This is a genomic window from Citreicoccus inhibens, assembly GCF_019039035.1.
Lineage (GTDB): Bacteria > Myxococcota > Myxococcia > Myxococcales > Myxococcaceae > Citreicoccus > Citreicoccus inhibens.
Map to the genome: position 1 here is coordinate 345,310 of NZ_JAHNZT010000004.1, position 27,000 is coordinate 372,309.

Annotated in this window: 18 protein-coding genes; 4 read left to right on the forward strand and 14 right to left on the reverse strand. The window is 71.7% G+C overall.

Annotated elements, in window-relative coordinates:
• Positions 1 to 75: 75 nt before the first annotated feature.
• The 4 genes from KRR26_RS07900 to KRR26_RS07915 all read right to left on the reverse strand — a co-directional run bounded on the left by KRR26_RS07900 (position 76) and on the right by KRR26_RS07915 (position 2,671).
• Complete coding sequence (locus tag KRR26_RS07900) at positions 76 to 1,131, reverse strand: radical SAM protein (protein ID WP_120205779.1); 1,056 nt, start codon at positions 1,129 to 1,131, stop codon at positions 76 to 78.
• Entirely contained in the window at positions 1,128 to 1,367 is a 240-nt protein-coding gene (locus KRR26_RS07905; protein ID WP_120205777.1) for an anti-sigma factor family protein, read from the reverse strand. The genes KRR26_RS07900 and KRR26_RS07905 overlap by 4 nt, the downstream gene beginning before the upstream one ends.
• Before the next feature lie 81 nt (positions 1,368 to 1,448).
• Entirely contained in the window at positions 1,449 to 2,051 is a 603-nt protein-coding gene (locus KRR26_RS07910) for an RNA polymerase sigma factor (RefSeq protein WP_120205775.1), read from the reverse strand.
• A gap of 47 nt (positions 2,052 to 2,098) precedes the next feature.
• A complete protein-coding gene (locus tag KRR26_RS07915) occupies positions 2,099 to 2,671 on the reverse strand; it encodes a DNA-3-methyladenine glycosylase (protein WP_217079509.1) in 573 nt (190 codons plus the stop codon).
• A gap of 87 nt (positions 2,672 to 2,758) precedes the next feature.
• Between KRR26_RS07915 and KRR26_RS07920 the strand changes: the two genes are divergently transcribed.
• Complete coding sequence (locus KRR26_RS07920) at positions 2,759 to 4,309, forward strand: 4-alpha-glucanotransferase (RefSeq protein WP_120205774.1); 1,551 nt, start codon at positions 2,759 to 2,761, stop codon at positions 4,307 to 4,309.
• A gap of 34 nt (positions 4,310 to 4,343) precedes the next feature.
• On the opposite strand, the gene KRR26_RS07925 is transcribed toward KRR26_RS07920, so the two are convergent.
• Positions 4,344 to 4,646, reverse strand: a complete 303-nt coding sequence (locus KRR26_RS07925; RefSeq protein WP_120205772.1) for a hypothetical protein — start codon at positions 4,644 to 4,646, stop codon at positions 4,344 to 4,346.
• A 249-nt stretch (positions 4,647 to 4,895) separates the two neighbouring features.
• Between KRR26_RS07925 and KRR26_RS07930 the strand changes: the two genes are divergently transcribed.
• The 3 genes from KRR26_RS07930 to KRR26_RS07940 all read left to right on the forward strand — a co-directional run bounded on the left by KRR26_RS07930 (position 4,896) and on the right by KRR26_RS07940 (position 13,075).
• A complete protein-coding gene (locus KRR26_RS07930; RefSeq protein ID WP_236068414.1) occupies positions 4,896 to 6,974 on the forward strand; it encodes a BamA/TamA family outer membrane protein in 2,079 nt (692 codons plus the stop codon).
• Positions 6,971 to 11,581 (forward strand): translocation/assembly module TamB domain-containing protein, encoded by a 4,611-nt coding sequence (locus KRR26_RS07935; RefSeq protein WP_236068378.1) that lies wholly within the window; start codon positions 6,971 to 6,973, stop codon positions 11,579 to 11,581. The genes KRR26_RS07930 and KRR26_RS07935 overlap by 4 nt, the downstream gene beginning before the upstream one ends.
• Positions 11,582 to 11,764: 183 nt before the next feature.
• A complete protein-coding gene (locus KRR26_RS07940; RefSeq protein WP_120205767.1) occupies positions 11,765 to 13,075 on the forward strand; it encodes a hypothetical protein in 1,311 nt (436 codons plus the stop codon).
• Between the two features lie 8 nt (positions 13,076 to 13,083).
• Here KRR26_RS07940 and KRR26_RS07945 read toward each other — a convergent pair whose 3' ends face one another.
• The 9 genes from KRR26_RS07945 to KRR26_RS07985 are packed head-to-tail and all read right to left on the reverse strand — an operon-like array spanning position 13,084 to position 27,000.
• Positions 13,084 to 14,796, reverse strand: a complete 1,713-nt coding sequence (locus tag KRR26_RS07945) for a hypothetical protein (protein WP_217079511.1) — start codon at positions 14,794 to 14,796, stop codon at positions 13,084 to 13,086.
• A 20-nt stretch (positions 14,797 to 14,816) separates the two neighbouring features.
• Entirely contained in the window at positions 14,817 to 17,573 is a 2,757-nt protein-coding gene (locus KRR26_RS07950; protein ID WP_217079512.1) for a VWA domain-containing protein, read from the reverse strand.
• Between the two features lie 13 nt (positions 17,574 to 17,586).
• A complete protein-coding gene (locus KRR26_RS07955; protein ID WP_217079513.1) occupies positions 17,587 to 19,317 on the reverse strand; it encodes a BatA domain-containing protein in 1,731 nt (576 codons plus the stop codon).
• Positions 19,314 to 20,162, reverse strand: coding sequence for a DUF58 domain-containing protein (locus KRR26_RS07960; RefSeq protein ID WP_199723767.1), 849 nt, complete (start codon positions 20,160 to 20,162; stop codon positions 19,314 to 19,316). Before KRR26_RS07960 ends, KRR26_RS07955 begins: the two co-directional genes overlap by 4 nt.
• Before the next feature lie 8 nt (positions 20,163 to 20,170).
• Positions 20,171 to 21,679 carry an ABC transporter permease subunit gene (locus KRR26_RS07965; RefSeq protein WP_217079514.1) on the reverse strand — a complete coding sequence of 503 codons (1,509 nt, stop codon included), beginning with the start codon at positions 21,677 to 21,679 and terminating at the stop codon, positions 20,171 to 20,173.
• The gene (locus KRR26_RS07970) at positions 21,676 to 22,659 is read right to left on the reverse strand and encodes an ABC transporter ATP-binding protein (protein WP_120205759.1); all 984 of its coding nucleotides are present in this window, start codon (positions 22,657 to 22,659) and stop codon (positions 21,676 to 21,678) included. The genes KRR26_RS07965 and KRR26_RS07970 overlap by 4 nt, the downstream gene beginning before the upstream one ends.
• On the reverse strand, positions 22,656 to 24,416 hold the full coding sequence (locus KRR26_RS07975; RefSeq protein ID WP_120205757.1) for a hypothetical protein: 1,761 nt from the start codon (positions 24,414 to 24,416) through the stop codon (positions 22,656 to 22,658). Before KRR26_RS07975 ends, KRR26_RS07970 begins: the two co-directional genes overlap by 4 nt.
• Positions 24,409 to 25,407, reverse strand: a complete 999-nt coding sequence (locus tag KRR26_RS07980) for an AAA family ATPase (protein WP_120205755.1) — start codon at positions 25,405 to 25,407, stop codon at positions 24,409 to 24,411. Before KRR26_RS07980 ends, KRR26_RS07975 begins: the two co-directional genes overlap by 8 nt.
• 18 nt (positions 25,408 to 25,425) lie before the next feature.
• Positions 25,426 to 27,000, reverse strand: coding sequence for a hypothetical protein (locus KRR26_RS07985; RefSeq protein WP_236068379.1), 1,575 nt, complete (start codon positions 26,998 to 27,000; stop codon positions 25,426 to 25,428).

Genomic DNA, 27,000 nt, shown 5'->3' on the forward strand with positions numbered 1-27,000 from the left:
CACTGCAAAAGGCGCTCGCGTACTCCGGGCACCGTCCACTACTGGACCGCGCACGCCCCAGGGAGGGGCGCCGCGTCACTCACCCGGCGGCGCGAGCACCGTGCCGCCATACTGGCTGGCCGCCAGCGTGCCGCAGGCCGCGCCAATCTCCTTGCCGCCCGAGTACCGCCGCGCGATGGGCGCCTTGAGAATCTGGAGGTGGTCGCGAAACGCGCTCAACTCCTCGGCCGTGGGCGGCAGGTACTTCCCCGTGGGGTCCGTCACGTCGATGAGGTCCACCTTGATGGGGATGCCCTCGAAGGCCACCTTCAGCGCCTCGGCGTCCTCGCGCCCCAGGTTGAAGCCCTGGATGGCCACGTAGGCAATCATCGCCCGCTCGCGCCGCGCCTCGCTGTACTCGCGGATGGCCTCGATGAGCTCCGGCAGCGGGTGCGTCTTCTCGATGGGCAGCACCTGCGCGCGCTTCTCCGCGATGGCGCTCGTCACCGAGAAGGCCAGCCGGTACGGGTGCCCCTCGCGCGTGTAGCGCCGGATGGCCGGCACATGCCCCGCGGTGGAGAAGGTGATGGACTGCCCGGAGATGGAGAAGCCCGCCGGGTTGGACAGGATCTGCGCCGCCCGGAGCGTCTCCTTGTAGTTGAGCAGCGGCTCGCCCATCCCCATGAACACCACGCCGCGCACGGGCCGGTCCGCCTCGGCGCGCACCTGCATCACCTGGTCCAGGATCTCCCAGGTCTGGAGGTTGCGCTTGAAGCCCAGCTTCCCCGTCATGCAGAAGTCGCACGCCAGCGCACAGCCCACCTGGCTGGAGACGCAGACGACGTACTTCTCATCGAAGATGGGGATGCGCACCGCTTCAATCTGCCCGCCCAGCGGCGACTCGAAGAGGTACTTCACGAAGCCGTCGTCCGCCTTGCGCCGCTCCACCACCCGGAGGCTCGGCATTTCGGCGTGGGCGCGCAGGTGGTCCGCGACGCGGCGCGGCACCTGGGGCGCCCGGCAGATGGCCTCCACCGACGGCAGGCCATGCGCGAACACCGCCGCGAACACCTTGCGGACGGCCACCGGAGAGGGGGCGAGTGGAGCCAGGGCCTCGTGCAGCTCCGGCAGGGACAATTGCTTCAGGTTCAAGACGCGGGCTTGATCTTCGACCGCAGGAACTCGGTCAGCTTGGCCGAGACTTCCTGGGGAATTCGCTGAGCCAACGCGCGTTTGCACATCCCGGACGTGGCCCGGTAGGTGCTCAGGAACTCCTCGCACGGCCTGCAGCCCGCGAAGTGCTCCTTCAAATGGCGCGCTTCCTCCGGCGTCATCTCGCCGTCGAGGTACTCCAGCAGGAGGTTGATGGAATCTTTACACGTATACATCCGAACCTCGGCTGGCTGCGGCGCGCATCATCCTCTTTCTACGAAGATGCCGAGCCCCCCGGCGGGTTTCAAATCCCGCGATCATCCCGGCTGGTAGAACTGCTCGATGGCCTCGCGAAGCGCAAGCCGGGCCCGGTGCAGACGACTCTTGATAGCAGGGATGGAATCCCCCGTTGCCTCTGAAATCTGTTCGTAACTGAGGCCGTCCACGTCTTTCAAGAGGAAGACCTCCCTGTAGCCCTCGGGCAGCCGGTCGGTCGCCTGCTGGATGGCCACGCCCAGCTCAGCGTCCAGGGCCTTTTCCTCGGCGTTCTGGCCCCAGTCGGAGAGGGGGTAGTCCGCCAGGGTGCCCCGCTCGGTGAACTCGGGGCCCTGCAGCTCGGACTCGGCGGCCTGGGCCACCCGCCGGTGGCGCAGGCGCATGAGCGCGTGGTTGGCGGCGATGCGATGCACCCAGGACCCGAAGGCGGCCTCGCCTCGGAAGTCCTTCAGGTGTTGATAGGCGGACAGGAAGGTGTCCTGGGTGATTTCGGCGGCGTCCGCCTCGGAGCGGGTCATCCGCAGCGCCAGGCCGTACACCTTGTCCTGGTGGGCCTCCACCAGCGCCTCGAAGGCGGCGATCTCGCCGTCCTGCGCCCGCGCCAGCAGCCGGCGGTCGTCTCCTGTGTCGACCTGGTCGGACATGGGAGGGCGCACCCAACCAGTCGCCGCGTCCCGCGTCAAGGCCGGCTTCATGCCCGCTTGCCCGGAGCCCGGCTGACATGTCGGCTGTCGCGAACCCAGAGCCGGAAGGGCTCGGCGGCCCACGCCCCCGCGTAGTCCACCCCGATGCGCGGCCCCCGCGCCACCTGGGACTCGGGCACCGGCGCGCCGGTCAGCAGGTGCAGCGCCGGCGAGTACAGCGGCGCGCGGTTGTGCGCCATCGTCAGCCCCAGCGCCTTGCACAGCCGCCCCGGGCCATCCGTGCGCGCGGCCGGAGGCAGCCCCTGCACCGGCTCCACCGCGCGCACCAGCACCGCGGCCCCGTGGCCGGGCGCGTCCGTGGTGACGTTGAAGCAGTGATGCATGCCGTAGATGAGGTAGACGTACGCGCGGCCCGCCGGACCGAACATCACCTCGGTGCGTGGGGTCAGGCCCTTGGATGAGTGGCTCGCCAGGTCGTGCGGCCCCACGTAGGCCTCCGTCTCCACGATTCGCCCCACCCGCCGCCAGCCGCCCTCCTCCACGACGAGGAGCGTGCCCAGCAGCTCGCGCGCGACCACCAGCGCGGGGCGGGCATAGAAGGCTTCGGGCAGCGGGTCCATGGACACCTTCTGTCTCCCGCCCACCAGGGAACGTCAACCGCGGGGTGGCAGTTCACACCGGCTCGGGGCTGGGGCAGATTGCGCGGCATGTCCACGCCTGGCCGGCTCTCCGGTCTTCTCCTTCCTCTCTTCTCGCTGCGCTCCCAGACGGACTTCGGCATCGGCGACTTTGGCGCCCTCCCCGGCCTCTTCGGCTGGATGCGCGCCGCGCGGCAGCGGATGTTGATGGTGTTGCCGCTGTTGCCCACGGCCCCGGGCGACTCCAGCCCCTATGCCACGCGCTCGGCGTTCGGACTCAACCCGCTGTTCATCGACCTGGCCCAGGTGCCCGAGTACCAGGCCACCGGCGGCGAGGGCGCGCTCTCCGAAGCGGAGCGCCGCCAGCTTCTGGAGGCCCGCGCCGCGCCGCGCATCCGCTACGACCTGGTGTTCCCGCTGAAGGACGCCGCCTTCGCGCGCGCGTTCGAGCACTTCGAGGCGCACGCGTGGGCCCCGCGCACCGAGCGCGCCCGCCAGTTCCAGCAGTGGCGCGAGGCGCAGGGCGAGTGGCTGGAGGACTACGCCCTCTTCACCGCCATCAGCGAGCAGGAGTCCCGCCGCGCGTGGTGGGAGTGGCCCGAAGGCTTGCGCGCGCGCCACCCGGAGGCCCTGCGTGGCAAGGCCCAGGAGCTGGAGCGCCGCGTGCGCTACCACGCGTGGCTCCAGTGGCTGGCCGAGGCGCAGTGGAACGCGATGCGGACCCAGGCGCGCGCGCACGACGTGCTCTTGTGCGGCGACGAGCCCTTCATCATCGGGCAGGACAGCTCGGACTGCTGGGCCCACCCGGACATCCTCCGCCGCGACGCGCGGCTGGGCGTGCCGCCGGATGACTTCTCGGCCACGGGCCAGGACTGGGGCCTGCCCTACTTCGACTTCGCGGCCATGGAGCGCGAGGACTACCGGTGGCTCAAGCAGCGCGCCGCCAAGGCCGCCAGCTACTACGACCTGCGCCGGGTGGACCACGCGGTGGGCTACTTCCGCCAGTGGATCCGCGACGGGCACACGCCCACGGGCCGCTTCACCCCACCGGACGAGGACAGCCAGCGGCGCCTGGGCGAGCGCAACTTCCGGCTCCTGTCCGAGGGCGCTGGCATCGTCGCCGAGGACCTGGGCGTCATCCCGCCCTTCGTGCGCCACATCCTCGCGAACCTCCAGCTGCCCGGCTACCGGGTGATGCGCTGGGAGCGCGACGACCAGACCTACCGCGACCCGCACCAATTCCCCGCCGTGTCGCTGGTCACCACCGGCACCCATGACACCGACACCGTGGCCGAGTGGTGGGAGGGCGCCCGCGACGACGAGCGGCACGCCGCCGCGCGCGCGTGGCCGGAGTTCCACGGCGTCCCGCTGACGCGCGAGTTCACCCCGGACATCCACCGCGCCACGCTGGCCGCCACGCTCAACGCGGGCAGCGACCTGTGCGTGTTGCCGTGGCAGGACGTGCTGGGCACGCGCGAGCGCATCAACCTGCCGGGCTCCATGAGCGACTCGAACTGGGCGTATCGCATGGCCCAGGACGCGTCCGAGCTCTTGACGAACCCTCAGACGAAAGAGGCCGCCGAGCGGCTGGCGTGGCTCACCGCGTCCGCTCGGCGCTGAGCCTCGCCCGCCAGGGCAGGCGCTCGGGAACTGCTCACTTGATGCACTTCACCTGGCCGGGGAAGCCGTCGAACACGGCGCAGCGCCGGCCGTCGTTGGCGCACTGGAGTCGCGCGCAGATGTCATCCCCCACGCAGATGGGGGGCGAGCGGCCGAAGTCGAAGAACAGCTCCGCGCAGAACTTGTAGGGGTCCTCGCAGCCGAGGGAGCCACAGTAGGGCGCGTCGCGCAGGCTCTCGCCCTCCTTGAGAATCACCACCTCGTCCTCGTTGACCCCGCAGGCAGTGCCGAGCAGCGCCAGCGAGGCCGACACCAGCAGCGTGATTCGCCATGACATAGGGCCCCAATCTGGCGCACCCCGCGCCGGGTTGCACGTCCTCTGGCGCCCGAGCGAGAGACACCCGACACTGAGCAAGGTGTTTTCAGGGGCGCAATGCGACAGAGTCTCGTGGCCGAAACGAAGGGAAACAGGTCAGCGCGCGGACTTCCGGCTAGAAACGGCCCCGTGGCCGCCGTCGTCCCGCTCCGCTCCCTTCGCCTCCTGTTCGCCACCACCCTCCTGGCGCTGGTGACGGCCTGCGCCACCATGTCCGAGCCCCCACCCGGCCCCAAGGTGGAAGCGCTGGACATCGAGGGCACGAAGCAGGTCTCCGAGGGGGCCCTCAAGGACCGCATCCTCACCTCGGCCACGCCCTGGTACGCGTTCTGGCCGTTCGGCAAGCCGCACTACTTCGACCCCAACGCGTGGCAGGCGGACCTGCGCCGCATCGAGCGGTACTACGCGGCCCAGGGCTTCTACCAGGCCGAGGTCGTCGCCAACGAAGTACAGGAGGTGGGCAAGGACACGGTCCGGCTGGAGGTGAGCGTCCAGGAGGGAAAGCCCACCCGCATCGCCGCCATCCACATCGACGGGCTGGAGCCCCTGTCCCAAGGGGAATCCGCGCCCACCCCGCTGCAGCGCGAGCGGCTCCTGGCGAACCTGCCCGTGCGCGAGGGCGACATCTTCCGCGAGGAGGCCTGGGGCACGACGAAGGAGGAGCTCAAGCAGCGCTTGCGCGAGCTGGGCTACGCGGAGGCGGAGGTGACGGGCGAGGTGCACGTGGACGTGGCCACGCAAGAGGCCACCGTCCACCTCCAGGCGAAGCCGGGCCTGCGCTACCGCTTCGGCAACATCTTCGTCGCCACGGACGCCAACCCCCAGGTGCCGCCCAAGCGCATCATCGAGCAGGCGCAGGGCGCGGTGCACAAGGGCGCGTACTACAGCGAATCCGCGCTGGCCGAAGCCCAGGCCCGCGTGTTCCGCATGGGCGTCTTCGGCGCGGCCAAGGTGAACCGCGGCGCGCCCGACCGGACGAACGCCACGGTGCCCATCGTGGTGGACGTGCGCGAGGCGCCGTTCCGCTCCATCCGGCTCGGCGGTGGTATCGGCGTGGATGCCGCGCGCCAGGAGGTGCGCCTGTTAGGCGAGTGGACGCACCGCAACTTCCACGGCGGCCTGCGCCGACTGACGCTCCGGGGACGCGCCGGCTATGCGTTCATCCCCAACGTCATCGCCGCGCTCAAGAGCTCGGACAACTCCAGCGCCAAGAGCGGCACCATCTTCAACCTCACCGCCGAGTTCGAGCAGCCGCGCTTCCTCCTGCGCGACCTGCGCTTGCAGTCCTCCCTCACGGGCGAGAAGGGCGTGGAGCAGGCGTATGACTACCTGGGCGGGCGCCTCCAGGCGGGTGTCATCTGGCAGCCCCACCCCAGCTTCAGCGTCTTCCCCTCGTACAACCTCCAGGTGTACCGGCTCAACGGCAGCGTCGCGGCGGACGCGACCGTGCCGCCCATCGTCCTCGGCTGCGCCACGAGCGGCTCCAGCACCACCGCGTCCAGCAAGTGCACGCAGGCGCTGAGCTTCGTGGAGATCGCCTTCGCCTGGGACCGGCGGGACGACCCCGTGGAGCCGCGCGACGGCTACTACCTGGGGCTGAGCGTGCAGCGCGGCGGCGGGCCGTTCTTCGGCGGCTTCGACTATGTGCGCCTCTTGCCGGACCTGCGCTTCTACGAGTCGTTCGGCGAGCGGCGGCGGGTCACCGTGGCGGCCAAGCTGCGCATGGGCACGCTCAACACGCTGGGCAACAGCCAGAGCTCCATCGTCACGCGCTTCTTCTCCGGCGGCGCCAACTTCATGCGCGGCTTCAACGGCAACCGGCTGTCCCCCATGGTGGCCGTGGGCGCGCCCGACAACGGCGAGCAGCAGACCGTCCCGGTGGGCGGCAACAGCCTGTTCGAGAGTTCGGTGGAGCTGCGCTACCAGCTCTCCGAGAGCTTCGTGGTCGCGGGCTTCTATGACTCGGGGCTGGTGGGCGTGAACGGCTTCCTGCGCAAGGACTCGCCCAAGCTGTTCGGCCCCGACCACTACCACGCAGTGGGCCTGGGCATGCGCTACCTCACGGTGGTGGGCCCCATCCGCCTGGACCTCGCGCGGCGGTTGAACATCGGGCGGGGATTGCCCGTCGCGACCGACGGCTACACCTATCCCACCGCCGGAGGTTGCTTCGGCATCGGACGCAAGGCCGTGAAGGCGCCCCTGTCCGGACCCACGTCTCCAGACGCCACCTTCGCGGGCTCGCCCGAGGGGATGTGCGCCCTGCAGATTTCCATTGGAGAGGCGTTTTGAAGCGCGCGCGCTGGCGACGACGACTGGCATGGGGACTGGGCGGCCTGTTGGCCCTGCTCGTGCTGCTCGTGGCGGGCGCCCTGCTCTTCGCGACCAGCCGTCCAGGCGAGGCGTGGCTCCTGCGCCAGGGCTTGGGAATCGCGGGCGAGCAGCTCGCGGGGCGCCTGGAGGTGGGCAGCCTGGACGTGGGCCTGGGCCAGGTGACCCTCACGGACCTGAAGCTGTACACGCCCGAGGGCGAGCTGGTGGCGGAGGTGGCCCGCGTGCAGGCCCGCGCGAGGCTCTCCCGATTGCTCCGAAACTCCGTCGACCTCACGTCCGTGACGCTCGACACGCCTCGCCTCTACCTCGCTCAAGACGAGCGCGGGCTGAACCTCTCGCGCGCGGTGGCGCCGCGACACCCCAAGCCCGAGGAGCCGCCCTCCCCCACGCCGAGCCGCCTGCGGCTGTCGCTGAGCGCGCTCCAGCTCACCCACGCGTACGTGGACTTCCAGCAGGAGCTGCCGGACGGCGGCCAGCGGCAGGCGCGCCTGGAGGACTTCTCCGCGACGGGCTCGGGCTCGTATGCGCTGGCGAACCAGGCGTTCACCGTGACGCTCGATGCCACAGGCGCGCTCAGTCGTCCCACCGCGGGCCCCGTGAAGCTGACGGTGAAGGGCTCGGGCCAGCAGGACGCGCGCGAGGTGGATCTCCAGCTCGCCCTCGCGGGGCTGGAGCTGGACGCGGCGGCGAAGCAGTCCGGGCCCAAGACGCTCGGCCTGGAGCTGCGGCGGCTCACGGTGGCGCCTGCCCTGGCGCAGGGGCTGCTCTCCTCCTGGCCGCTCGTGGTGCCGGTGACGCTGCACGGCACGGCGGGCCTCGACGGCGACACGGTGACGGCGAAGCTCGCCGCGAGCGCGGCGAAGGCCACGGTGGACGTGGACGGTGACTTCGACCTGGAGCGGCTGCGGTCGAGCGGGCTCACCGTGAAGGTGCGCGACGTGAACCTCGCGGAGTTGATGGACGAGGGCATCGCCACGCACCTGTCCGCGGACCTCGTCGCGAAGGGCGGCGGCACGAGCCTGGAGTCGCTGGATGGCGACGCGGCCCTCACCGTCTCCCCGTCCGAGTACCGAGGCCAGGCGGTAGGCCCCGTGGAGGTGCGCGCGAGCGCGAAGGACGGGCGCTATCAGCTCGCGAAGCTGCGGGTGCTCGTGCCGGGCGCCTCGCTCGTGGCCAGTGGCGAAGGCACGACGAAGTCCCTGCGCGCCACGGGCACGCTCCAGGCGACGAACCTGGAGCAGCTCTCCCGCGCGCTGAATCGGCTGGTGCCGGGCGGCGTGGTGCCCCCCCTGGCCGGCGGCGGCGCGCTGGACCTGCGTCTGGACGGCCCGCCGCGCACGCCCCACCTGAAGGCGGACGGAGACTTCGCCGCGCTCACCTATGGCGACTTCGCCATGAAGGGCCTGCGCCTGCACGTGGACATCCCCAACGTGACGCGCCCCCTCACCACCGACGCCAACCTGGCCGTGGCCGAGCTGCGCACCGGAGGCCGTGCCTTCCGCGACCTGTCCGCCGTCATCGCCACGGAGAACCAGAACCTGGAGGCGCACATCAACCTGGCCGGCGACGCGCAGTTCGCGCTCGGGCTGCGCGGACAGGTGGACTCCGGCGGCGACGGGCTGGACGTGCGCACGCTGTCGCTGTCCTGGCCCGAGGCCACCTGGACGCTGCGGCACCCCACGCACGTGCGCTTCGGCGGGGGACGCGTGGCCGTGGAGCCCCCGCTGGCGCTGGCCTCCGAGTCGCAGTCGCTCTCGGTGGGCATGACGAAGGTGGGCTCGCGCCTGGATGCGCGCGTGGAGCTGGGCGCCGTGGACCTCGCGAAGCTTCCGCGCCTCTTCGTCCCGGAGTCGCTGGGCCTGGGCGGCACCGTCACAGGCCACGTGGCCACGCGCGGCGTGCTGTCGCGGCCCGACGCGGAAGTGGACCTCGCGTGGAAGGACGGTCGCGCGCGGGGATACGAGAACCTCGCGCTCGGGCTGAGGGGGCGCACGTCCGGAGACCGCGCCACGGGCACGCTCAGCGCGGGGCTCCCCGCGGCGCACGCCACCGCCGACTTCGACATCCCCATCCAGGGCCTCTTGCGGCGCCGGCGCGAGCCCGTGTCGCTGCGAATCAACCTGGAGGATGTCGACATCGCGGGGGCCATGGCGCTCGTCCACCGCCCCGAGCCCGAGCCCGATGCGCCGCCGACCCCGAGCCCCACCGGACACCTCGCGGGGCTGCTGGAGGTCACCGGCACCGCGAAGGATCCGCGCGTGGCGCTCACCCTGCGCGGGCGCGAGCTGCGCTACACCGGCCGCCCCGAGGAGCTCTTCGCCCGGCCGCTCTCCTTCGAGCTGCGCGCGGGCTCGGATCCAGAAGACCAGACACTGGACGCTCGCCTGGACGTGCAGGGCTTGAGCCCACAGACCTACGCGGTGCTGCGCACGCCGTTCACCCTGAATGGACTGCTCGCGCATCCGCCCACCGCCGCGCAGGCGCTGGACACGCCCGTGCAGCTGGAGGCACGGCTGGCGGATCTCTCGCTGGCGCTGCTCCAAGGCATGCCGGGCGTGGAGGCCCCCTCGGGCACGGTGTCCGTGCAGGTGGCGGCCTCGGGCTCGCTGGTGACGCCCGTGGGCCGGGTGGATGTGCTCGCCAAGAACGCCACGCTCAACGGCGCGCCGCCGCTGGACGGCCAGCTCGCCATCGTCGCCAGCACCGAGGACGTGAAGCTGACGCTGAACGCGCAGCGCCAGCAGGAGGCGCTCGCGGAGCTGACGCTCCTGCTCAAGGCGCCGCTGGCCGCGCTGCAAGACCGGGACGTGTTCGGCCATGTGCCCTTCGAGTTGAAGGGCCACGCGGGCCCCGTGCCCTTGCACGAGCTGCATCCGCACCCAGCCGGTGAGGGGCGCGGCCTGCAAGGACTGCTGGCGCTGGAGATGCTCGCCCACGGCACGTTGGAAGCGCCGCAGGTGGACCTCACCGCCACCGTGCAGAAGCTGGGCGTGGGCTCGCTCGCGCTCGGACAGGCCCGCGCGCACTACACCTATGCGTCGCAGCGCTCCACGGTGGACGCGATGTTCTCCGGCGCGAGCGGCGGCACGCTCCAGCTGAACGGCGGTCTGACGCTGGACCTGTCGCTCCCGGCGCTCCAGGCCGCGTCGCTGCCCGTCGCCAGCGCGCCGCTGGAGATGAACCTGCGCGCGAACGACTTCGACCCGTCCTTCCTCTCTGGCGCCTCGCAGACCGTGCGAACCCTGGGCGGCATCCTCCAGGCGCAGGCCCGGCTGGGCGGGACCGTGGGCGCCCCCACCTTCCAAGGCACGCTGCAGTGGACGGACGGCAAGCTGGGCTTGATGGGGTTCGGCGAGTATCGCGGCATCCAGCTCGACCTGGACGCGACGCGCGAGAACATCCAGCTCAAGCGCCTCTCGGCGCAGGCGGGCAACGGCACGCTGGACCTCTCCGCGCAGGCCAAGCGCGCCCAGGGCGACGAGTATTCGCTCGAGGGCAAGGGCACCACGAAGAACTTCCCCATCGTGGTGGATGACCAGCTGCTCGCGCTCTTGAGCATGAACATGACGATGCGCGGCACCCTGTCGGATCAGCTCGTGCACCTGACCGACCTGTCCATCCCCGAGGCCCACGTCGAGCTGCCCGAAATCAAGCGCAAGGACCTCCAGTCACTCGACCGTCCCACCGACGTGGTGCTGGTGCGCAACGGCGTTCCGGTGGAGCGGCGCAAGCGCAAGGCCGCCACACCGCCACCCGCGCCGGGCACCGCGACAGGGACGGCGCCACCCGAGGGCGCGCCGTCGACGCCCGAGCCAGAGCCGGCGCGGCGCGCGTACTGGGTGAACGTGCACGCGCCCCGGAACATCTGGGTGAAGGGCTCGGACTTGAACCTCCAGCTCGGCCTCTCGGATGACTTCCGGCTGGAGTACACGGACGAGGCCCGCATGTTCGGCGAGGTCACCGTCATCTTCGGCCGCGTGGACGTGCTGGGCCGCCGCTTCGACGTGCAGAAGGACAGTCAGGTGCGCTTCACCGGCCCGGCCCTCGCGCCGTACATCAACGTCACGGCCGAGCACCGCAACGACTCAGCGCAGGTCACGGTGTTCGTCACCATCCGAGGCCAGGGCAAGGACATCACCCTGAAGACGAGCAGCGAGCCGCCGCTGCCCGAGTCTGAAATCTACACCCTGCTCGCCACGGGCCGCCGCACCCTGGAGCGCAACTCCGGCGCGTCCATGACGGCGGGCGCGCAGGCGGCCTCGGTGGTGGGCTCGTACATCGCCAACCAGGCGCGAAAGACGCTGGCCTCCAAGCTGCCGTTGGACGTGCTCTCCATCGAAGCCGGCGGCGCGGGGCTCGCGGGCACCAAGCTGGAGGTGGGCACCTACGTCACGGACAAAATCTACGTGGGCTACACCGGCCGCGTCGGCGCCAACTTGCAGCAAGGCGAGAACGCCAACGCCGTGCGCTTCGAATACCAGTTCGGTCCCCGGTGGAGCGTGGAAGGCCAGTATGGCGATGCGCGCCACGGCGGCCTGGACCTCATCTGGACCAACGAATACTGACGCACCCAGGTCAGCGCACACCCGCCCCAAAGGCAGACATCCCATCTTTCGAGAGAGTGGAAACTGACCGGGGCTCCACAGACGAAATGTCTGCTCATGAGAGGGAGCGCGGCGAACACTCGCTGCCCTTGAGTGCCATTGCCGCGTCGGCGTCACAAAGCCGGGGTAGCGTGCATGACACCCATGCGGACCTCCTCAATCTCTCGACAGAAGCCGTGGCTGTGTCTCGTGCTCGGCCTGGTGGTGCTGGCCGGCTGCTCCGACCCAGGACCGACGGAGCCCCATCCCAGTACCGACGGCGGTACGGAGAACCCGACGGACGGTGGCACGCAGCCCTCGGGCTGCATGGAGTCACGCTTCCTCTCGCAGCTCGGCAAGGACCGGCTCATCGTGGGCGCGCAGATGGAGGACGCCACCGCGAAGGCCGCGCCCTTTGACCTGCGCTACCTCTACGTCGCGGCCGGCATCTTCGACTCGAAGGACGCCTGCACGTCGTGCGCCTCGGGATGCACCGCGGCGGGCACCTCGTGCGCGGGCGGGGCGTGTGGTTGGTGGGGCTGCTGGCAGTGGGACCAGGATCCGCCGGGCGCCTACGTGCGCGACTTCATCAAGACCGCGCGCGGCAACCACCAGATTCCCTTCATCACCTACTACGAAGAGTTCCAGGCCAGCGGCTACACCGAGGGCCAGGCACAGCTCGCCGCGCTCAACGACGTGAACTTCCTGCGCCGCTATCTGGCGGACTGGCGCTTCTTGCTGAAGCAGGTGGGCAGTGAGCAGGTGCTGCTGCAAATCGAGCCCGACCTCTGGGCCTATCTCCAGTTCTTCTCCCCGGACGGGACGCCGCGCGCCATGCCCGCGCAGGTGGCCGCCGCGAACCCCACGGACTGCGCCTCGCACGAGAACAACGCCGCGGGCTTGAGCAAGTGCATGATCGCCATGGCGCGCAAGTACGCGCCGAACGCGAAGGTGGGCCTGCACGCCAGCGCGTGGGCCACCAAGGTGGACGTGTCCATCAACACCAACGCGTCCTTCAACGTGGCGGGCGAGGCGAACAAGGTCGCGGACTTCCTCTCGCAGCTCGGCGCCACGGAGATGGACTTCGTCACCGTGGAGGCCTCCGACCGGGACGCGGGCTGGTACGAGAAGCAGCAGGGCAAGGCCACGTGGTGGGACACCAACAACACCAAGCTCCCCCACTTTCGTCAGGCCTTCACGTGGGCCAAGGCCGTGTCCGAGCGCCTCAACAAGCCGAACTTCTGGTGGCAGCTCCCGCTGGGCAACATGTCCCTCAACAACACGGACAACCACTGGCGCGACAACCGCGTGGACTACTTCTTCGCGCACGCCGACGAGGTGGCCGCCGCGCACGGGGTCGGCTTCGCCTTCGGCGCCGGTGCCCTGGGCCAGACGACGCCCGAGACGGACAACGGCAACCTCGCCAAGAAGGTGAACGCCTACAAGGTCGCGGGCGGACAGCGCCCGTGTCCGTGAGGGCCGCCTCAGAAGAGGCGTGAGAAGGTCGCGGGCACGCCAGGACGCGGACGCCAGCGCTGGCCGTCACGTGGCAGCCAGAGCAGGTGGAAGCGTCCGGCGGGCCCCTCGTAGCGCACCGTGTGCTCGCCCCGGGACAGCGAGAACTCCGGGGTCGTCACCCGCCCCCCGTCGATGACGAGCGTGCCGCGTTCGAGCACCTGGGCCGGCTCCACGAAGTAGCGGTCCTCGCGCACGGCGAGGAAGCGGTCCTCCAGCGGCGCGGCGCCCGACGCGTCGTAGCCCTGGCCCCAGAGGTACAGGTCGCCATCGAGCGGTTGATAGTGCGCGTCCAGGAAGGCGCGCAGCGAGGGCGGCAAGCCCGGGGTGCGCAGGTCGTCCACGCGCAGCACGCAGCCCCGTGACACCAGGGCCTCGGGCACCTCGCGCGCGAGCTGCTCCGCGACGGAGCCTCGCAGGTACGCGTCCGTGTAGAAGTAGAAGTGCGCGTGCGGACGGCTCACCGCGCCGCCCGCGTTGTCGTAGACGACGTCCTCGGGCCCCGTCAGCGTCCCGATGCGCGCGAGCACCTCGCGTTGACGCGCGTTGTCCCCACCGTCCAGCAACTGCTCCAGGCCCGTCGCCTGGAGCGCGAGCAGCGCGCCCAACCCCACCGCCGCCTCGATACGCGGCCCGAGCGTGCGCGGCCACATCACCGCCAGCATCGCGCCACGCGCGGCCAGCGGCGCCAGCACCCCGAGGAACGGCAACAGGCTGTAAGGGAACGGAGCGCGTTGGAGCGCGTACGCGCCGAACGTCGCGGGCACGGCGAGCACCAGCAGCGCGTCCGGATGACTCCAGCGCGCGGGCCCCTCGCGCACGAGCGTCCAGAGGGCTCGCGCGAGGCCCAGCGCGGCCAGGATGAAGAACACGGGCTGCTCGCGCACTGTCGGGACGAAGAAGTCGCGCCATGAGAAGCCCGGGTAGTGGCGTTGATGCTCCGCGGCCCAGACGAAGCACCACCGCCACGTCGCGCCCCAGGACGCCGTCACGGTGAGGTACACGGCCACCAGCGCCAGCACGCTCCCCGCGCCCACGAGGAAGGCGCGCGGCGAGCCCAGCCGCGCCGGAGGACGCCCCCGTCGCCACGCGACATCCACGAGGAGCGCGAGGCCCACGAGGCCACCGTGGAACAGCACCTTCTGCGAGGCCCACACCGCCGCGACCAGCAACGCGCCGGACAGGAAGCTCCCCCCCTTGCCGACCGTGCGCGACGACAGCATCGCCAGCGCACCAAGAAACAACGCGGTGGAGAGCGCGTCCGGCCGCACCTCGGTGGCGAACCGCGCGTAGGACGGAAGCGACAGCAGCAACACGGGAGCGAGCAGCGCCGCGAACGAGCCCTCGCGCCGGTTGATGCCCCAGGTCGCCAGCGCCGCGCCCGCCAGCGGCGCGAGCATGGCCGCGCGCAGGACGAGCATCGTGCTCGGCGCATCCCCATACACCCAGAACAGCGGCGCGAGGAGCTGGTAGACGAGCGGGAGGTGCACCTCGAAGAAGTCGCGGTAGGGCACCTGCCCGTGGGCCATGAGCCACGCCGAGTGGGCGTACTGGAACTCGTCGATGCTGAAGGACTTGTGCAGCGCGAGCCGCGCGGCCTCGAACGCGAGCACGGCGAGCGCTCCGCCCAACCAACTCCACGCCACGCGCGTCCAGCGGGACTCCGTCATCGGCGGCGTCATACCTTGAATCCCCGCGGGCCTCACTGTCCCAGGCGCCGGCGAGCGCGCGCCCGTGCCGCTTCCAATGCGGAGTCCATGCCGGCCGGCGCCGCCTTCGTCTCGCTCGCGGCGGGCGCCTCGGACGCCGCGGGCGCCTCGCTCGGCCCAGCCGGTGGCTTCGCGTGCCGCGGCGCGGCCACCTGCCACACCGGCGAAAGAGACGCGGCCGGGGCGCGCGGAGGCGCGGCGCGGGCGACCTTGCGCAGCCGCGGTCCGGAGAGGAGCCGGCGCACGGTCACCTCCGCCAGCAACACGGCCACGGCCAGGCCCACCAACCACGGCGCCAGCGAGACGAGGCCCGCCGACGCGGGCGCATCCTGGAAGAGCCCCGTCATGGACAGGCGCTCCACGCCCCCGCCCACGGCCGCGAGCGCCATCAACAGCTCACGTCCCTCCTTCGCGCCGCCGGGCTCGAACTCCGGCGCGTACGGCAGCACGACGGGCGGGGCGCGGAGCACACGCGCGCCCAGCTTCACCAGCGGGAACCAGGTGCCACTGCCGCTCAGCGGCACCTCGACGGCGAGGCGGTCCGCGTCCTCCCAGTGCAGGGGCTGCTCGACGGACGAGCTCCGCCCATCTCCCGACACCAGCGTCAGGGTGGGGCTCGCGCCCGGCATGGGCTCGCCCTCGGGCACGTCCAGCGTGACGCGCAGCAGGTTGCCGCGCCGCTCGGAGCGCACCACGGACTGGCTCGCCGGAGCACTGCTGCCCAGCGTCCAGCGCACCATCGCCTCCAGCGTGGGGCGCAGGGCACTCCACTCGCGCAGCTCGCCGGTGTACGGGCCATCCACCTCCGCGGTGAAGGCCACCACGCGGCCCGCGCCTCGCGACCAGAGCGCCAACACGGGCGCGCCGCTGTCATCGAGCGTGCGCAGCGCCACGTTCGCGCGCGGCTTCAAGTACGTGAGGTTGTAGCCCCCCAACTGCGGCAGCCCTTGCGTGGGCAGCGGGCCCAGCAACGACAGGTCCGGGGCGGCCTCCATCGACGTGGGCTCGTCCCGGAAGGTGGCGCGCGCGACCGCGATGGTCTCCTGGCTGAAGATGCGCGGCAGGCTGAGCGCGTCCTCCGCGAAGTAGATGCGCCCACCACCGCGCACCGCCACGTCGCGCAGCAGCGCCGCGTCCGAGTCCTTCGCCGTCCCCAGCCCGATGACGGACACGGTGACGTTGCGGGAGCGCAAGTCCGAGAGGATGCGCTGGTAGTCCTCGGGGTTGGTCGAGTCCGCCGCGTCGGCGAAGAGGAGCACGTGCCGCGTCGACTTGTCGCTGGCGAGAATCTGTTCCTGGCCCGCGCGCAGCGCCGCCCCCACGTAGATGCCGCCGCCTCCACTGAAGCCGCGCGCGACCTTGCCCACGGGCAGCCCCTCTTCCACGCTCTTCATCGGGAAGATGACGTGGGGCTCCGTGTCGACCATCAGCACGGACGCCTCGTCGTGCTTGTTGAGCAAGGTCAGCGCGCCGACCACGCCCTCCGCGGCCACCTCCATCTTCGTGCGCCCATCCGGAACGGTGGCACCCATGGAGCAACTGCAATCCATGAGCACGCTCAGCGCCACGGCGGCCCGGCGCTGCTCCTCGCGCAGCTCCAACGACACGGGCAACAGCGGCTCGACGGGTGATCTCCGATAGCCCCCCTCACCGAAGCTCTCGCGCCCGCCCGTCATCACCAGCCCGCCCCCGAGCTGATCCACGAACAGCGCGAGCGCATTCAGCCCACGCTCGCCCAGCGCGTTCGCGTCCACGTTCTCCAGCACCACCGAGCCCACGCCCTCCAAGTCCTCGAGAGACAAGACGAACGGCGTCTGCACGCTCACGTTCATTCCAGCCGCGGTGAGCGCCCGCGCGAGCGTGCCGCCGGGCTGATGCGTGAGCAGCAACACGCGCGGAGGCCCCTCCACGCGCACCACGCCCAGGCCTCGGTCGTTCTCCACCACCGCGTCACCCGGAGCCTCCACCACGAGCCGGTAGCGCGCGAGCCCCGGCTCCTCGACGAGGTCGCGCAAGGACAGCACGTTCGCGCCGGGCGCGAGGGAGAACGGGCCCTTCACCAAGAGTCGGCCATCGCGCTCCAACCGGACGGTGGCGGTGACCGCGGCGGTGGCGTGCACGACCGCGGAGAACTGAAACGGCTCACGCACGGAGACCACCGGCGGCACGTCCAGCGAGACGACCGCGACATCCAGCGGCGCCTCGGGACGGGCGACCTGACGGAAGTCCACCGCGATGCCACGCGCGGCGAGCCGACGGGCCGCGCCTCGCGCATCCGCGCCCGTGGCCCGCCCATCCGAGATGACGAGCACACGCCCCGCTCGCTCCTCCGGAATCAGCCCACCCGCGGCATCGAGCGCGGCGGACAGGTCCGAGGCCTCCGCATCCACGGGCCGCAGGAAGCCACCGAGGCGCCCAGGGTCCGTGAGCACCTTCTCCACCTGCGCCTCGCGACCGAAGGTGACCACGCCCACGCGGTCCCCCGGACGGCGCTGCGACTCGACCAGCGACACGAGCTCCTGCGCGGTCCGGTCCACGTCGGACGGCATGGAGCGCGAGCGGTCCACCACGACCACCACATCGCTGCCCGCGTCAGCGAGGCGCAGCTCGGGCCCTGACAGCGCGCCCACCGCGAGCACCAACAACACGGCCCGCAGCCACTGAGGCGCTCCCGGACGGCGACCGTAGCGCCACAGGAAGAGCCCCAGCGGCAGCAGCAGGATCCAGGCTTGGGGAAGAGTGAAGGTCATCGGCCCGCCCGCCTCACGTGCGCCTCGTGACGTAGAAGTCCGCCAGCAACGCCGCCAGCAGCAACCACAACGGCCAGCGCGCGCGCCCCGAGCCCGCCGCCGCCTCCGACGACGCGCGCGTCTCCTTCGCCGCGAGGTCCACGCTGCCGCGTCCGCGCAGGTCGGACTCGCGAGCGTCCAGCGCGAGGACCTCGGTCGAGTCCACCGCCTCACCGTCCCGCTCCAGCACGTAGCGGCCCGGCGCGGCGGGCGCGGGGAGCGTCAGCGGCCCAGCGCCGAACACGGGCTTCGTGCCCAGCGGTCCGCGCAACGCGTAGCGCTCGCCTGGGTTCGTCACCACCGGCAGCGGCTCGCCCAGCGCGAGCTGGTGACGCGGGAAGCCCTCGCGCCTCCGCCGCGCCTCGCGCAACACGTTGCTCCACAGCACGGGCCACGCCGTCGTGCGCTGCACGTTGGAGCGCGCCACGTCCAGGTTGAGGTGCAGCCGCCCCTCCTCCTCGGACACCAGCACCGCGTCCCCCGCGGCGATGAGCGGACGGCCCGGCGGATTGTCTCCCGCCGTCCAGCGCACGCCCGCGAGCTGCACGTCATCCAGCAGCGCGTCGCCCTTCTCGGTGAAGAAGGGACCGACGAACGTGCGCAGCTTCCCGCCCGCGCCCACCGTCACCTTCGCGTTCGTGCCGCGCGGTCCAACGTCCACCTCGGCAACCCCGAGCCCCATGCTCCCGCGCGCCACCTCGGGCGACGCCGCCAGGAAGCGCTCCAACGCCGCGCGCTCGGCGGCGCCCAGCTCGGGTGCCATCCCCACCGCCACCGGCGACACCGGCGAGGGCGGCAGGAGCACGTGCCCGTCTTCCGGCAGCGCGTCGTCGGGCAGCGCCGCCTCCACGTCCCCCGCGCCCTGGAACGTGAGGCGCACGGTGGTCGCGCCCTCCTCGGGCAGCGCCACGTGCTCGACGCGCTCCGTGCCCTCGCGAGCCCCGGGCCCGGGCGCCGCGCGCAGCCGCAGGTCCACCGTTGAGGGCCCCGGACCAAAGCGCGCCACCCGCAGCGTCACCGTCGCCGTGTCCCCCTCATCCCGGCGCTGCGCCGAGATGAGCGCCACGTTGTCCCGAGGCCCGCCCAGCGCCGTCCAGCGCACCGTCGCCGGCACACTGAAGCCCTCCACCGGCGGCGCGTCCGTGAGGAAGTGCACCGGCGCTCCCGGTCCGGCCAGCTCCTGAGCCCACCGCAGCGTGGGCAGCACGTCATGGTCCGCGCCCAGCGGCTGGAAGGACTCCAGCGCCGACAACGCCCGAGAAGCCTCCACCTCCGGCCCCGCCAACACGCGCGGCGATGCACCACTGGCGAGCAACGTCACGTGGGTGGCCGACTCGGAGTCCACCCGCTTCGCCGCTTCCCGGCGCACGCGCTCCATCACCGAGTCTGCCGGGGCGCCCCGCGCGGACATGGACAGGCTGCCATCCACCACGAGCACGACGTGCCGCCGTCGCGCGGCCTCGCCCCACCGCACATCCGACAGGAAGAGCGCCGCGGCCACCACCGCCAGCACCTCCAGCAGCAGCGAGACCTCGCGCGTGAAGCGCTCCCATCGCGGCCCCGCCTCCGCGCGCGGACGTGGGGTGCGCCACAAGAAGAGCGCGCTCACCATCACCGGCTTCTGCCGACGACGCAGGAAATACGCCGCCACCAGCGGCGCGAGCGCCCCGAGCGCCAACAAGCCCCACGGCGCGCCGAAGTTCACGCGCCACCTCCGGGCACGAACAGCGCGCGCAACGGCCCCGCCACCAGGGCGCTCAGCGGATCCGCCGCGCTCACGGTCAGCAGCGTCGCGCGAGCGCGTTGGGCCGCGGCCCGCAAGGCGCGCTGATGCTCCGCGAAGCGACGGGCATAGGCCGCGAGCACCGGCTCGGTCAGCAACTCCTCCAGCGCCGCGCCGCTCTCCGCGTCCACCAGCCTGGCGCCCTCACCGCCCGAAGGGTCCAGGTCCTCCGCGTCCAGCACCTGCACCAGGAAGAGCGCCGAAGCGCCGCGCGACAGCCGCGAGCACAGCGCGCCCAGGTCCACCTCGACGAGGAAGTCGCTCACCACCACGCGCACGCCACACGGCCGGAGCGGCGGCAGTCGCGCCAGCGCGGCGGACAGGTCATCCCGCGCATCGAACTCAGACGTGCGCAGCGCGCTGCGACACGCCCCGCCCTGCACTCGCTCCGCCCGGGCCCCGGCCACCCACAGCGCGGGAGAGAGCCCCTGCCGAGCGCCCACGTCCGTCGTCAGCAGCGCCACCTCGCGCGCCCGCGCCTCCTTGGACGCGGACAGCGCCATGCTGCGCGAGCCATCCACCACCACTTCCAGCCGAGGCGACACCTCGTCCTGGCGCACGCGCAGAATCAAGTCGCCGGTGCGCGCCACCGCGTTCCAGTCCACCTGACGCAAATCATCTCCGGGCTGGTACGCCCGGAAGTCATGCAGCTCCAGCGAGCTGCCCGCCGACGCGGCGCGCACCTCGCCCACTCGGCCGCGGTGCGGTCCCCGAGGCAGCGCCAGGGCCAGCCCAGCGCCAAGCCTCGCCACCTCGGCTTCGTCCATCCGAACGCTCACGACGCGTGGACCCGCCGCTCACGCTGCACCAAACTCCGGTCCGCGCAGAAGGCGGCCAGCACCGCCAGGAGCCCCACGCACGCGAGCATGGAGTCGGGCAGCGCATCCCGGTACCTGGACTCCGCGAAGTTCACCGGCCCCATGAACGGGTTGAGCACGTTGAACAGCGGGGCATCCGACGACAGGTCCAGCAGCGAGGCCAAGACGGGCGGCACCGCGCCCCCCAGCGCCACCACACAGAAGAAGACCAGCCGCACCGAAGCGGACCGGCTGAAGCGCTCCTGCGGGACCAGCCGGCTGAGCAGGAGGGACACGGAGAGGTAGAGCACGCTGTAGAACAACATGGACACCAGCGCGCGACTGAACCCCGCGAGGGTCGACTCCGCGGCCACGGATGCTTGCACCATCACGAAGCAGACCGCGGTCCAGCCCGCCTCCAGCACGAGCGCCAGACGGAACCCTCGCACCGCGCCGGGTCGGTAGAGGGACCACGGACGCGTCGCCGCACGGAGCGCGCGCGCCTGCCCATCCGCGTCAGAGGCGAGGATGACCCCGATGCCCGCGAGGTGGACCATCCCCATCACCCCCGTGAAGGACGCGGCATGGAACGACTGGTCCTTCAATTGCCACGCGCAGAGGGCCACCAGCAGGGACAAGGTGCTCTGAAGCACCACCGCCCGGCGCGGCTCGAGCGTGTAGTTCTCCGTGGGCAGGGCCAGCCTCGCCGCGGACGCCTCGAACAACAGCCAGCCATACGACAGCATCCCCCACAGACAGATACCCACCCCGATGAAGAACTCCGTGTCCCCCATCCATCGGCCGGTGTGTTCGATCATCCCGTAGGCGGACGTCAGCGCCGTGACGAGCGAGATGCCCAGCCCCCCGAGGAGCGCGAAGTGAACGAAGGCGCGCCCCACCCGGCTGTCCGCCAACGTCGCGGCGCAGACCGCCACCATCGTGACGAACACGAGCCACGCCGCGGCCAGCCCCAGCACGAGCAGGATGGTGAACAGGTCGATGCCGTTGAGGTAGTAGCTGAAGAGCAGGAACGGCCCCGCCGCCGAGGCGTACAGCGCCCCCTGCACCAGATACGAGGCCACCTTGCCCCGAAGAATCCGGCGCGGGCCCAGGCCCGTGAGCACCAGGAGCACCCACGTCTCGTCCTCCCGCTCGCGCGCCAGGGAGCGGTAGGCGCTGTAGGGGACGATGAAGAAGTGCACCACCGCGAGGCAGAAGAAGAACGCGAAGAAGAACGAGCTCCCCTGCTGAGACACCGCCGAGTTGCGCAGATCCAGGTACGCCACCAGCGACAGGGCCAGGCACGCCAGCAGCATCAGCGCGAAGCAAATCCAGAAGACCCGCGTGCGCAGGCCCTGACGCACCTCCTTCACCACCAGGGGATTGAGGCGATCGCCCCACCGCGCCCACCAGGGCTCGCTCGGCGCGGGCGGCGTTGCTTGCGCCGACGGAGCCAACTCCGCGGCGGGAATCACGGGCGCGCTCATGCGACCCTCCCCTTCGTCACCGTCATGAAGGCATCTTCCAGGTTGCGCTCGCGCGGGCTGAACGCGCACACCGGAAGCCCCGCCGACACCAGCGTGGACAGCAGCACCGCGCAGGCCGCGTCGAGCTCCGTGGGGCTCGCCCGCGCCGCCAGCTCCACCCGGACGCGCAGCGCCTGACCATCGCGGACCACCTTCATCACGCGGGGCTGCTCCAGGAGCAACCGCTCCGCTCGCGCCCACTCCGCTTCCGCGTCACGCTCCACCGCCAACCGCAGCGACAGCTCCACGGAGGCCGCCGCATCCGTCGCCGGGTGCAGCAGGTCCTGCACCGTGCCCGTCGTCAGCAGGCGCCCCTGCTCGATGATGGCGCAGGTGTCGCAGATCTCCGCCAGCTCCGTGAGGATGTGGCTGGAGATGATGACCGCCTTGCCTTGGTCCGCCAGCGCGCGCAGCAGCTCGCGCAGCTCGATGCGGGCGCGCGGGTCCAACCCATCCGCGGGCTCGTCCAACAGCAGGAGCCGCGGGTCGTGCAGCAGCGTGCGCCCCAACGCCACCCGCTGGCGCATGCCCTTGGACAGGGCCGTGGTCAGCCTGCCCGCCAGCGGCGTGAGCCCGGTGAACTCCATCACCGAGGCCACTCGCGCCGTGCGCTGCGCGCCCTTCAGCCCGTAGGCCCGCGCGAAGAAGTCCAGGAACTCGGCCACGGTGACATCGTCATAGGTGCCGTACCGGTCCGGCATGTAGCCGATGAGCGGCCGGGCCTTGTCCGGCGCATCCACCAGCGACATGCCATCCAGCAACACCTCCCCCGAAGTGGGCACATCCAGCGTCGCCAGGATGCGCAGCGTGGTGCTCTTGCCCGCGCCGTTCGGCCCGATGAACCCGAGGATGCTGCCCGCCTCCAGCCGGAAGGACACGTCGTCCACCGCGCGCAGCGTCCCGTAGTCGCGGCACAGACCTCTGACTTCCAACAAGCTCATGGCCGCCCCTCGTCCACCTGGCCCCGGATGACGTGGCCTGAGTCCTCCAGCGCCACCTCCAACGTCGCGGTGGGCGCGGTCCCCATGCCGCGCATCCGTGCCACGAACTCCCCATCCACCGGAGGCTCGGTGAACAGCAACAGACTCCGCGAGAAGCGGTTCGCGGCGGCCTCGGGAAAACCCCAGTCCATCTGCGCACTCTCATCCCGAAGCGTGGCCTTGCCCTCCGCGCCATCCGCGAGCGCCGGCAGGGTCCAGAGCGTGCCCGCCATCCGCACTGCCCCGCCCAGCAAGGGTCCACCCAGCGCGTTCTGCACGACGAGGTCCGAGCCCTCGCGATGGACTCGCAGCCGCGCCCGTGATGGCACGACCGCCAGTTCGCCCCATTCACGATACGTGCGCGCAGGAAGAAAGCCCCCGCGGACCACGAGGCCGTGCGTCCAGTCCAGATCCAGCACCGTGCCCTCGCCATCCTCCGGCGCGATCAGCACGCTCGTGTCGGGCAGCTCAAACGAATCCGGGGGCAGGTTGGCGTACCAGGCGCCCAGGCCCACGGTGATGGCGCGGGAGCGCTCCCGATCCAACCAGGTGAGGCTGTAGCGCGCCGCGTGCACGGAGAAGCCTTCCACCAGCACGGACCAGAGCACCAGGGCCACACACGTCACGAGCGCCACCGAGGGCACGGCGATGAGCACCGCGACCGGTCCCTTGCGCCGGGAGAGCAGCAGCGAGCCGGGCCCGACCACGACCGCGAAGAGGACCATCAAGAACAGGAAGTGCCCCACCGGAGACCGCGCGCTCGCCAACAGGGGGCTCTCGCCATTGCTGAGCAGGTGCCGGTTGCCCGCCCAGCCCCGCGAGAGCCCCACGGGCACCACCGGCCCGTCCACGCCATGCGAGCCCATCTCGAGGTCTCCGACGCACGCCTTCGCCGTGGTGCTGCAGACGTGGATCTGCCCGAAGCCATAGAGAGGCTCCGCCTCCGACGCCGTATCGAGCGGGAGTCGCGCGGACAGGTCTCGCGGAGCCTGCGCGATGACCAGGTTGCCGCCCGTGGCGGCATACGACTCCAGCGCGGCCCACAGCTCGCCACTCACCTTGTCGGGGGACGTGGCGACCATCACGGTTCCATATCCCGCGTACGCAACGAGCTGACGCGGCGCGAGCGCGGGGTCCATGAACCGGACCTCCATCAAGGGCGACTGGCCCGACTCCGCACGGGCCAGCGCGGTGACGAGCTCGAACTCCTTCTGCGTGCCCAACACCAGGACGCCCAACGACGTGCCGGGATTGTCCACGTACACGCCTTGCCGCCCGATGCCGAGCCCCTCCCCCTCCAACAGCGCGCTGCCGGACTGAATCCCCGCGGGGATGAGCAGGTGGGTCACCATCCGCTGTCGCGGCGCTAGCTTCAGCGCCATCGTGGCGACGCGCCCCCCGGCCTCGCTCGACTCGAACGAGAGTTGAAGCGAGCGGGCCACGGGAGAGACGTTCTCCAGTGACACCTGCAACGGCGTGTACCCGAACCGCGCCATCAACGCGCCGCTCTGCACGCTCGCGTGGACCCCCTCGTCCATGAGCACGAGCATGGACTCGGACACGTCGCGATAGCCGCCGGGCGCCGGGGGCGCGTCGACTGGCTCGACCGCCGGGGCGGCCACCGCGTCGGTCTCCGGGGCGGCCACCTCTTCTCCCGCGTGGGCGGCGCCCGCCAGCAGGAGCGCCGCCAGCGCCAGCGCTCGCAGCGCGCTAGTCACGGGGAACCTCGGGGATCGCCTGGAGCAGCGCGCTCACCACGTCCTGCGTGGACACCTTCTCCAGCGAGGCCTCATACGCGAGCACCAGCCGGTGATTGAGCACGGCGGGGGCCGCGGCCACCACGTCATCGAAGCCCACGTTGGGCCGCCCCTTGAGCAGCGCGAGCGCACGTCCCGCCGCGGCCATGGCCAGCGCGGCGCGCGGGCTGGCGCCATAGCGCACGAAGCGCCGCACCGGCTCGGGAGCGCTCGGCTGACGCGGGTCGGTCGCCTCCACCAGACGCCCGATGAAGTCCGCCACCGGCCCCGGCAGGTGCACGCGGTCCACCGCCGCGAACAGCCGCTCCAGCCCTGGCCCATCCAGCACGGGTGACAGCTCCGGAGGCGCACCGCGCACGCGCGTGGTGAGCAGCGCGCGCAGCGTCTTGGCGCCCACGGAGGGCACCTGGATGCGGAACAGGAAGCGGTCGAGCTGGGCCTCCGGCAAGGGATAGGTGCCCTCCAACTCGATGGGGTTCTGCGTGGCGAGCACGAAGAAGGGCTCGGGCAACGGGCGCGTCTGACCGAGCACCGTCACGCGGCGCTCTTGCATCGCCTCCAGCAGCGCCGACTGTGTCTTGGGACTGGAGCGGTTGATTTCATCCGCCAGCACGAGGCTGGCGAACAGCGGGCCCTCGCGGAAGACCAGCTCGCGGTGGGACTCGCCTTCCAGCACGTAGGTGCCGGTGATGTCACCGGGCAAGAGGTCCGGGGTGAACTGGATGCGGCGGAAGGGCAGCGCGAGCAACCGCGCCAGTGCCTTGCACAGCTCCGTCTTGCCCAGGCCCGGCAGTCCCTCCAGCAGCACATGGCCGCGCGCGAGCACCGCCACCACCACCTGCTCGACGACCGCCGGCTGGTCGAGCATCACCTGATTGAGGCCCTCCTGAAGGCGCGCCACCGCCTCCACCGCCCCCTGGACTTCGCCTGGACTGAGTAGCTCCGCTGCCACGTCATCTCCCCTTCTGGACTACTCGCCACCGAAGTACCGCTTCACCAGCTCGCGGTTGCGCGGCAGGAGCTGCGTCGCGCCGGGCCCCGCGGTCGCCTCGCCCCGCGCGCCCGTCCCTCGCGACCCCTCCGCGGTCCCCGCGCCTTCACGCGGACGTGCATCTCCCGCGCGCAGCCCCCATACCTCACCGGCCTCGCCCCCGTGACCAGCGGGCAGGGGCTCGTAAGCCAGCCGCCTCGGGTCCATCTCCGCCGACCCACCGAACGCCAGGGGCGTCTCGCCTTTCCCATCCTCCGACGAGGCGCCCGTGCTCCCGGACCGCACGTGCCGACTCAGGTGGTCGCCGTCGGTGATGGGGCGCCCCTGCCCGGTCCGCGAATCGCCGGCCCCCTGTTGCGTCGAGCCATTCTCCGAGGACGACGACCGCGAACCTTGTCCCGTTCGCGAACCCTGGCCCGTCGCCGCGCGCGCCTCACGCTGGGCCTCGGACGAAGCACCTCCCGGGCGCTCCGATGGCGCGTTCCCGAAGCGCCGCTCCAACGACGCCTGACGCTGAGCCAACGCACGACGCAAATCCGAGAGCTGCGTGGGGTTCCCCGCGGCCTTCGCGTGGGCCTCCGCCGCGCCCTGCTCCGCGGAGCGTGCTCCCGCCGCACCCGACTCCGAGGGGCGCCCCTCCTGCTGCTCCGACCCTTGCGTCCCCGCGTTCGACGCCTGCGCGCCCTGCTGCGTCCCCGCCGCGCCCTGCGGCCCCGTGTCCGACGCCTGCGCGCCCTGCTGCGTCCCCGACTGAGCCCCGGCCGTCTCGCCCGTCTCGCCCTTCGCGTTCCGGTCGAGGTCCATCAGGGCCTGTTCCAGGGCCTCGCGCTCGCGCGTCACGGCCTCGGCGTCCCCAGCCGGGCCCAGCGCATCCTCCAGGTCACGAGCCGCCTCGGCGGCGCGCGCGAGCTGAGCCGCGGCCTCGGCGGCGCGCTCGGCCAACCGCTGGGACAGCGCATCGGTGGCCTCCCAATCGGCGGCGTCGAAGCGCCCCGCCGCGACCTCCTCCGAGAGCCGGCGCAGCTCCTCTTCGACATTCGCGCCCAGGGGCTCCTCGCGGGCCAGCGCCTCGGCCTGGGCCTGCACAGCCGCCACCTGGGTCGCGGCGGCGGCGTTGATGCGCGTGTCGCGCGCCACGGGCCGAGGCAGCAGATGCCCCACCCCGGCGAACAGCACCGCGCCGAGCAGCGCGGCCACCGGCCTGTGCCAGCGAATCGACGGAAGCGTCACCGCGCGGGCCAGCTGATTGGCCGCCAGTTCCCACTCCCCCACGGGGCGCTCCAGCCGCGTCAGCAACAACCCCGAGGCCCCCGCGGAGCGATCCGCGAGCACCGCCGCGTGCTCCAGCGAGACGCGCCGCGAGCGGGCCCGCACGACCCAGGCCCACAGCCCCACCGCCACGAGCGGGAGCGCCGCCCACACGGGCGCACGGGGAAACCCCAAGCGGACGAGCACGCACGCGGTGGCCACGGCCCACGCGGGGGCCACGCCGTGCTCCAGCCAGACCTCCACGTTGAGGCGCCGCCGCACGCGCCGCACGGGCGCGAGGACCAA

Bases quoted from the DNA above. Each gene is read 5' to 3' on its own strand.
- KRR26_RS07905 (WP_120205777.1), bottom strand. From the start codon at position 1,367: ATGTATACGTGTAAAGATTCCATCAACCTCCTGCTGGAGTACCTCGAC.
- KRR26_RS07910 (WP_120205775.1), bottom strand. From the start codon at position 2,051: ATGTCCGACCAGGTCGACACAGGAGACGACCGCCGGCTGCTGGCGCGG.
- KRR26_RS07915 (WP_217079509.1), bottom strand. From the start codon at position 2,671: ATGGACCCGCTGCCCGAAGCCTTCTATGCCCGCCCCGCGCTGGTGGTC.
- KRR26_RS07920 (WP_120205774.1), top strand. From the start codon at position 2,759: ATGTCCACGCCTGGCCGGCTCTCCGGTCTTCTCCTTCCTCTCTTCTCG.
- KRR26_RS07925 (WP_120205772.1), bottom strand. From the start codon at position 4,646: ATGTCATGGCGAATCACGCTGCTGGTGTCGGCCTCGCTGGCGCTGCTC.
- KRR26_RS07930 (WP_236068414.1), top strand. From the start codon at position 4,896: ATGTCCGAGCCCCCACCCGGCCCCAAGGTGGAAGCGCTGGACATCGAG.
- KRR26_RS07940 (WP_120205767.1), top strand. From the start codon at position 11,765: ATGCGGACCTCCTCAATCTCTCGACAGAAGCCGTGGCTGTGTCTCGTG.
- KRR26_RS07945 (WP_217079511.1), bottom strand. From the start codon at position 14,796: ATGACGCCGCCGATGACGGAGTCCCGCTGGACGCGCGTGGCGTGGAGT.
- KRR26_RS07950 (WP_217079512.1), bottom strand. From the start codon at position 17,573: ATGACCTTCACTCTTCCCCAAGCCTGGATCCTGCTGCTGCCGCTGGGG.
- KRR26_RS07960 (WP_199723767.1), bottom strand. From the start codon at position 20,162: ATGGACGAAGCCGAGGTGGCGAGGCTTGGCGCTGGGCTGGCCCTGGCG.
- KRR26_RS07965 (WP_217079514.1), bottom strand. From the start codon at position 21,679: ATGAGCGCGCCCGTGATTCCCGCCGCGGAGTTGGCTCCGTCGGCGCAA.
- KRR26_RS07970 (WP_120205759.1), bottom strand. From the start codon at position 22,659: ATGAGCTTGTTGGAAGTCAGAGGTCTGTGCCGCGACTACGGGACGCTG.